Source organism: Agromyces binzhouensis, from assembly GCF_004135055.1.
Taxonomy (GTDB): Bacteria; Actinomycetota; Actinomycetes; order Actinomycetales; family Microbacteriaceae; genus Agromyces; species Agromyces binzhouensis.
On record NZ_SDPL01000133.1, the window covers coordinates 1 to 7,289 of the forward strand.

Annotated in this window: 9 protein-coding genes; 2 read left to right on the forward strand and 7 right to left on the reverse strand. The window is 72.4% G+C overall.

Annotated elements, in window-relative coordinates; genetic code table 11:
• Positions 1-29 precede the first annotated feature (29 nt).
• From ESO86_RS08355 to kynA, 4 genes are all read right to left on the reverse strand, one after another.
• The gene (locus tag ESO86_RS08355) at positions 30-461 is read right to left on the reverse strand and encodes a hypothetical protein (RefSeq protein ID WP_129234483.1); all 432 of its coding nucleotides are present in this window, start codon (positions 459-461) and stop codon (positions 30-32) included.
• A 126-nt stretch (positions 462-587) separates the two neighbouring features.
• Positions 588-1,841: a kynureninase gene (locus ESO86_RS08360; RefSeq protein WP_207207064.1), complete on the reverse strand. Its 1,254-nt coding sequence runs from the start codon at positions 1,839-1,841 to the stop codon at positions 588-590.
• Positions 1,842-1,843: 2 nt separating this feature from the next.
• Entirely contained in the window at positions 1,844-2,911 is a 1,068-nt protein-coding gene (locus ESO86_RS08365) for an amidohydrolase family protein (protein ID WP_129234489.1), read from the reverse strand.
• 5 nt (positions 2,912-2,916) lie between these two features.
• Positions 2,917-3,813, reverse strand: a complete 897-nt coding sequence (gene kynA / locus ESO86_RS08370; protein ID WP_277985217.1) for a tryptophan 2,3-dioxygenase — start codon at positions 3,811-3,813, stop codon at positions 2,917-2,919.
• A 114-nt stretch (positions 3,814-3,927) separates the two neighbouring features.
• Here kynA and ESO86_RS08375 point away from each other — a divergent pair, with 114 nt between their 5' ends.
• Both ESO86_RS08375 and ESO86_RS08380 read left to right on the forward strand, forming a co-directional pair.
• Positions 3,928-4,224, forward strand: a complete 297-nt coding sequence (locus ESO86_RS08375; RefSeq protein WP_129234485.1) for a DUF1905 domain-containing protein — start codon at positions 3,928-3,930, stop codon at positions 4,222-4,224.
• 212 nt (positions 4,225-4,436) lie between these two features.
• Positions 4,437-5,078 carry a TetR/AcrR family transcriptional regulator gene (locus ESO86_RS08380; RefSeq protein ID WP_165307512.1) on the forward strand — a complete coding sequence of 214 codons (642 nt, stop codon included), beginning with the start codon at positions 4,437-4,439 and terminating at the stop codon, positions 5,076-5,078.
• Between the two features lie 33 nt (positions 5,079-5,111).
• On the opposite strand, the gene ESO86_RS08385 is transcribed toward ESO86_RS08380, so the two are convergent.
• From ESO86_RS08385 to ESO86_RS08395, 3 genes are all read right to left on the reverse strand, one after another.
• On the reverse strand, positions 5,112-5,954 hold the full coding sequence (locus tag ESO86_RS08385) for a VOC family protein (protein WP_129234487.1): 843 nt from the start codon (positions 5,952-5,954) through the stop codon (positions 5,112-5,114).
• Between the two features lie 144 nt (positions 5,955-6,098).
• On the reverse strand, positions 6,099-7,043 hold the full coding sequence (locus tag ESO86_RS08390; RefSeq protein WP_129234488.1) for a phosphoribosylaminoimidazolesuccinocarboxamide synthase: 945 nt from the start codon (positions 7,041-7,043) through the stop codon (positions 6,099-6,101).
• Positions 7,044-7,096: 53 nt separating this feature from the next.
• A partial coding sequence (locus ESO86_RS08395) for a phosphoribosylglycinamide synthetase C domain-containing protein (protein WP_277985220.1) occupies positions 7,097-7,289 on the reverse strand: 193 nt, incomplete at its 5' end.

A 7,289-nucleotide genomic window follows, 5' to 3' on the forward strand; every position in this document is an offset into this window, starting at 1 on the left:
GCGGTCGGCCCGCACCGCCCGCGTCGCGCTCAGTCGCGCGTGATCGCGCGGACGATCGCGCCGACGCCGACGATCAGCGCCACGCCGGCCGCGGCGGCGAGACCGAGCACCAGCGCCGGGTTCTCGCGGTACTTCTCCTGGATCCAGTCCGTCGCGTCGTCGATGAACTCGCCGGCGTCGTCCATGGCGTCGGCGGCGAGCGCCTTGGCCTGGCTCGCCGCGTCGGAGGCCGCCGCGGTCGCCTTGCTCGCGGCTTCGGAGGCCGCTGCGGTCGCCTTGCTCGCCGCGTCGGAGGCCGCTGCGGTCGCCTTGCCGATCGCCTCGCTCGCCGCGTCCGTCAGGTCGCCGACCAGGTCGCCCGCCTCGTCGCCGGCGGCGTCAGCGGCGGCCATCGCGTTCTCGACCGCCTCCTCGACCCGATCGTCGAGCTCGTCGATCTTCTTGTCGGTCGCATCCGTCATGGAACATCCCTTCCATCGGTGTCGCGTGTGGTGGGCAATGCTACGCGTGCCGTGTTCCGGTCGCGTGAACGGACGGAGGGATTGCCGGTGCGAACGCCGCGTGGTAACCGCGCGGCGCCGAGCCCCCTAGCCGAGCCCCGCCCGCTCCGCGAGCACCTCGCGGAGCACCTCGCGCGTGGCGTCGAGGCCGCGGTGGACCTCCTCGAAGCTCGTCGACAGGGGTGCGAGCCCGACCCGCAGGCCGCCCACGTCGCGGTAGTCGGGGATCACGTCGCGCTGCCAGAGGCGGGCGGTGACCTCGCGCATGGCGTCGTGCTGCAGGATCACGTGGCCGCCGCGCTCCTCGGCGTCGCGCGGCGAGCCGACCACGACGCCCAGCGGAGCGAGCCACTGGTCGGCGAGTTCGATCGCGTACTCGGTGAGCGCGATCGACTTCGCGCGGATCGCCGCCATTCCGACGTCCTCGATCATGGCGAGCGTCTCCTGCATCGCGATCATCGCGGTGATGGGCGACGTGCCGCTGACGAAGCGACGGATGCCGGGCGCGGGAACGTACTCGGGCCCCATCGCGAACAGGTCGGCCGTGCCGAACCAGCCCTGGATCGGCTGCCGCAGCGCCTGCTGCAGGTCGTCGCGCACGTACGCGAACGCGGGGGAGCCGGGCCCTCCGTTGAGGTACTTGTAGGTGCAGCCGACGGCGAGGTCGAACTCCCAGCGATCGGCGTGCACCGGCACGGAGCCGGCCGAGTGGCAGAGGTCCCAGAGGATGAGCGCGCCGGCGTCGTGGGCGATGCGCGTGAGCTCCGGCGCGTCGGCGAGGTAGGCGGACCGGTACGAGACGTGGTTGACGACGACGAGCGCCGTGTGCGGACCGGCGACTTCGGCGAGCTGCTCCGGGGTGACGCCGCGCTCGAGGTCGACGTCGATCCAGCGGAGGCGGCATCCGGTCTCGTGCGCGATGCCCTCGAGGACGTACCGGTCGGTCGGGAAGTTGTCGCGGTCGACGACGATCTCACGACGCTGCGGATCCCGTGCGACCTGCGCATCGACGGCGGCGCGCGCGAGCTTGTAGAGGAGCACCGTCGTCGAGTCGCCGATGACGGTCTGGCCGGCCTTCGCCTCGATCACGGCGCGACCGATGCGGTCGCCGATCTCGTACGGCAGCTGCAGCCAGGACTCGTCCCACCCGCGGATGAGTCGCCCGCCCCATTCCTCGCGCATGAACCGCTCGACGCGCTCGATCGCGGCGACCGGCGGCCTGCCGAGCGAGTTCCCGTCGAAGTAGACGAGCTCGGTGTCGGCGCCGACGAAGCGCGTTCGGAGGTGCGCGAGGCCGTCGGCGCGGTCCTGGCGGCGGGCGTAGGCGAGCAGCGAGTCCATGGTCAGCTGAGCTCCAGTTCCTCGGTGGGCACGAGTCGTGCCGTGGCGAGCCATCGGGCGACGGCGTCGGGCGTGCCGAGGTCGCCGTCGGCCGGGGCGGGGTCGGGGACGAAGGTCGCGACGCCGGCGTCGGCCCAGCCCGGCGATCGCTCGGGCCACGGGTCGGCGAGTGCGGCGATGACCGCGGATGCCGAGAGCCCGGCGCGCACGAGCGCGGCGACCTCGACGGGGTTCACTCCCGGATCGAGCTCGCCGTTGCCGGAGTCGGTGCCGTACAGCACGCGGCCGCCGGCGGCGTGGAAGCGGCGGACGTTGTCGATGGCGGTCTCGGCGACGGATGCGTCGTCGCGCACGTGGATCGCGATCGTCGAGATCCACGCCTGACGGGCTGCGACGGCGCGCGCGATCACGTCGTCCTCGAGCCGCTCGGTGAAGGGGGCGTGCACGAGCACGTCGGCGCCGGCGTCGATCGCGAGCTGCGCCATCCCCGCGCCCTCGGCGTGCACGGCGACCGGCAACCCGGCCGCCCGTGAGGCCGCGACGATCGCGTCGAGCGTCGACCGGTCGAAGGTCGGGCCTGCGACGGAGTTCAGGGCGACCTTGACGACGGATGCCCCGAACCTCCTCTGCTCGTCGACCACCGCTTCGACGGGCCCGCTGAGCGCGTGGTGCCGACGCTCGCGCAGGTCGTCGGCGTCGCCGGAGACGGGGTCGAGCTCGCGCACGCTCCCGGCCGGCGCCCACGGTCGACCCGTCGGGTAGCCGCCGCGGGCGGTGAGGAACGCTCCCGCGTACCGCACGTGCGGCAGCCCGTCGGCGCGCGCGATCGTCGCGATGGCGCCGGGGTCGGCGCCGAGGTCGACCACTGCGGCGATCCCGCGTGCGACGGCGGGTGCCGGATCGGCCAGCTGCAGGTGCACGTGGTGGTCGACGAACGGCGGCAGCATGACGCCGGTCTCGCCGGGATGGTCGCCGTTCAGCGAACGCCGCACGCGGCGGGCGAGCGGGCCGAGCGGATCGGCGGGCCGGGCGGGCTCGGCGGGCTCGGGGGAGTGCGAGGCGTCCGTCATCTCGCTCACCCCGGGATCTCGGTGCGGACCGCGTACAGCTCGGGGAAGAAGGTGAGCTCGAGCGCGCGCCTGAGGAACGGCGCACCGCTCGAACCGCCGGTGCCCGTCTTCGACCCGATGATGCGCTCGACGGTCTTCAGGTGCCGGAACCGCCAGAGCTGGAAGTTGTCCTCGAGGTCGACGAGTTCCTCGCACGTCTCGTAGGCGGCCCAGTTGTGCTCCGGGTCGGCGTAGATCGCCGCGAACACGGGCACGAGGTCGTCGTGGAAGGTCCAGGCCTTCGTGACGTCCCGCTCGAGCACGTCCGCCGGGATGTCGTATCCGGCGCGGGCGAGCAGTCGCAGGAACTCGTCGTACAGGCTCGGCGACTCGAGGGCGCGGCGCACGATCGCGCTCGCCGCGGCGTCCGCCTCGAAGACCTGCAGCATCTTCGCGTTCTTGTTGCCCAGCGTGAACTCGACCGCGCGGTACTGGTACGACTGGAAGCCGGACGCGTTGCCGAGCACGCCGCGGAACTGCGCGTACTCGCTCGGGGTGAGCGTCGCGAGCACCGACCACTGCTCGGTGAGCGTCTTCTGGATGTGCTTCACTCGCGCGATGCACTTGAGCGCCGGCGGGAGGTCGTCGGCGCGCATGAACTCGCACGCCGACTCGAGCTCGTGCAGGACGAGCTTCAGCCAGAGCTCGGTGGTCTGGTGCTGGATGATGAACAGCAGCTCGTCGTGGTGCTCGGGCCGCGAGATGGGCCGCTGCGCGGCGAGCAGCGTGTCGAGGTCGAGGTAGCCGCCGTAGCTCATGCGGTCGCTGAAGTCGGTGACGACGGATGCCTCGATGCGTCGCGTGTTGGCCTCGACGCCCCGTTCGTCCGCCTCGACCGCTCGGTCGTCGTTCGATGCTGCCACGCCGCCAGCCTAGCCACCGGGCCGGTGCCGCCGTCAGGGGTCCCGGGGGCCTCGTCGTCCGGGGTCCCGGACGGCCGCGCGACGTCGTCGGAGGTCGGGCGTAGGGTCGGTCGCATGCGCGAGGAGTACCGGTTCACGGCGGTCGTCTACCGCTGGGAGGAGCGCGCCGCCGATTCGTGGTTCTTCGTCGACGTACCCGGCGAGCTCTCCGAGGAGATCCGCGACCGCCCGCGCATGCCGCGCGGGTTCGGGTCGGTGCGGGTCTCGGCGACGATCGGCGGCACGACGTGGCGGACCTCGATCTTCCCGGGCAAGGAGCGCTACGCGCTCCCGCTGAAGCGCGCCGTGCGCGAGGCCGAGGGCATCGAGGCGGGAGAGCCGGTCGAGGTGCACCTCGAGACGCTCGAATAGCGAACCGGACGAGGTGGCGGCCTCCGGGCGCACCGCGGACCCGAAGTGGGTGCGGCGGGCATCCCCCAGAGCAGGCATCCACCCCGTGCCCGCCGCACCGACGCCCCTCCCCCGAGTGGGCGCATGTCTCCCGCACTAGGGAAAGCGGAGTAGACGCTCCGAATACTATCCGATCCGGACACCCGAGAGGGTCGCGGGCGTACGCTGGTGTCGTGACCACGACCGTGTCGTCGCGTCGGGACGCCCGTCGCAACCATGAGCGCCTGCTCGTCGAGGCCCGGCGCCTCTTCGCCGAACGCGGCATCGATGCGCCGCTCGATGAGCTCGCCACGCGCGCGGAGGTGGGGGCCGGCACCGTCTACCGCCACTTCCCGACGCGCGACGCGCTGATCCGGGAGCTCTACGACACCGGCGTCGACGACCTGCGTGCCTTCACGACGAAGATCAGCCAGGCCGAGAGCGGATGGCACGCGATCGAGATCTGGCTCGAGGCCCTGTCCGCCTGGCTCATCGAGCGTCCGTACCTGCCTGCCGTCATGCGTCGCGTCGCCGAGCTCGATCCCGACCACCGTCCGGGGACCGAACTGCAGGCGATGGCCGACGGCGTCGTCGCGCGGGCCCAGGCCGAGGGCGCCCTTCGTCCCGACGTCACCGCGGTCGACATCAGCGTGCTCGTCGACATGCTCGGTTCGCTCGGCCAGTACGGCGGCGCCTACCTGCCGTTCTGGCGACGCCAACTGGCCGTGGTGCTCGACGGGCTCCGCGCACGGCCCGATGCGAACGCGCTGCCGGGCGCCGCGCTCGACTTCGGCGAGTTCCACGACATGTCGCACCGGAAGCGCGCCGAGGACTGAGGGCCTCCCGCGGCCGGTCGGCCGAGCGGGCGACTACTCCGCCGCGCGCACCTCGACGACGTTCGCCCAGGGGTCGTCGAACGCGATCGTGCGCCCGTCCTCTCGGGACGGGACGCGGAAGTGCGCCATCCGCTCGCCCAGTTCGCCGAGGTCGTCGGCCGTCGGCACCAGGATCTCGACCTTGCCGAGGCCGAGCGCGAGCTGTCGGCGCCCCGCGCCGAGGCTCTTCCACGTGTTCATGGCCATGTGGTGGTGGTAGCCGCCCGCGCTGACGAAGAGCGCCTGGTCGCCGTAGGTCGCGGTCTGGTCGAAGCCCAGGCGGTCCACGTAGAACTCGCGCGCGCTCGCGACGTCGCCCACGGAGAGGTGCACGTGCCCGACCCCGGCGTTGCCGAGGCCGGTGCCCGCGGCCGCGGCATCCGCCCCACGCTCGGTGAGGTGCTCGCGCAGGTACCCGTTGGGGTCGAGGAAGATCGTGGCCATCTCGACCGTGCCGTGCGTCCAGCTCCACGTCGAGCGGTCGCGGTCGAAGTAGAGCTCCACGCCGTTGCCCTCGGGGTCGTCGAAGTAGAACGCCTCGCTCACGAGGTGGTCGGCGCTGCCGGTGAAGGTGCCGGGGTGCTTCGTCGCGACGGACAGGAGGGCGGTCGCGAGCGCCTCCCTGGTGTCGAAGAGGATCGCGGTGTGGAACAGCCCGGCGCTGCGCGGCGACGCGTGCTTCAGCTCGGGTGCGTGCTGGAGGATCATGGCGGGCACGCCGCCGCGCCCGAGCACGGCGACCGGCCCGTCGTGGCTCAGGAGCTCGAGCGTCACGCCGTCGCGGTAGTACCGGATCATGGCGTCGAGGTCGGCGACGCGCAGGGTCACCGGACCCATCGCCGTGTCGGCGGCGAGTCGGTCGTGGGCGGCGCCGGATGAGCCGCGCGAATCAGTTGTAGGCACAACTATTTCAACCACGTCCCTTCGACGACTATTCCGGCCGCGGCGGGAACGGCGCGAGCCGGCCGGCCCCGACCCGGCTCAGAGCCCGAGCGTGAGCCGCTCCACGAGCGCGCGGTAGCGCTCGGCCGTCTGCTCGACGATCTCCGCCGGCAGGGTCGGGGGCGCGGCCTGCGCGGACCGGTCCCAGTTCGCGGCGAGCCAGTCGCGCACGATCTGCTTGTCGAAGCTCGCCAAGCGGATCTCGGGCGTCGCACCGGTCAGGTACGCCTCCAGGTCCCAGTACCGGCTCGAGTCGCTCGTCAGCACCTCGTCGGCGAGCGTCACGATGCCGAGCTCGCGGTCGGCGCCGAACTCGAACTTCGTGTCGGCGAGGATCAGCCCGCGCTCCTCGGCGACCTCGGAGGCGTGCTCGAAGACCGCGAGCGAGATCGCGCGGAGCTGCTCCGCGACCGTCTCGCCGACGAGCTCGACGGTCCGCTCGTACGAGATGTTCTCGTCGTGCTGGCCGAGCGGCGCCTTCCACGCGGGCGTGTACACGGGCTCGGGGAGCCGGTCGCCGTCCTGGAGGCCCTCGGGGAGCGGCAGTCCGCCGATGCCGCCGGTCGCGACGTACTCCGCGTATCCGCTGCCCGTGAGGTAGCCGCGAACGACGCACTCGATCGGGAACATGTCGAGCGTGCGGCAGAGCATCGCGCGGTCGGCGACCGCGGCCGGGATCGCCGGCAGGTCGCGGTAGCGGTCGTCCTCGGCGTAGGCGAGGTGGTTCGGAACCTCGGGCAGCCGGTCGAACCACCAGCGCGTGAGGGAGGTGAGCAGCGCCCCCTTGCCCGGGATCTCGGGCTCGAGGATCTCGTCGAACGCACTCACCCGGTCGCTCGCGACGACGAGGGCGACGGGCGACAGCTTCAGGGGGTCACCCGTCCAGGTGTCGTCGTCGGTCATCAGGTCGGTCGGAACGTACAGGTCGCGCACCTTGCCCGAGTAGACGAGGGTCCAGCCGGCGAGGTCGGTCACGTGGGTCATGCTGTCTCCTTCTCGTCACGACGCCTGCGCCCGGCGTGGGCGCGGCGCCCTGCTCAGTCCGCGACGCGTGCGGCGATGTCGGTGCGGTACTGCCCGCCGTCGAGTCGGAGCTGCCCGATCGCCTCGTACGCGCGGCGTCGCGCCTCGGCGAAGTCGTCGCCGACCGCGACGACGTTGAGCACGCGGCCGCCCGTCGCGATGAGGTGCGGCTCGGCGTCGTCGGCGGTCGACCCGACCGCGGTGGCG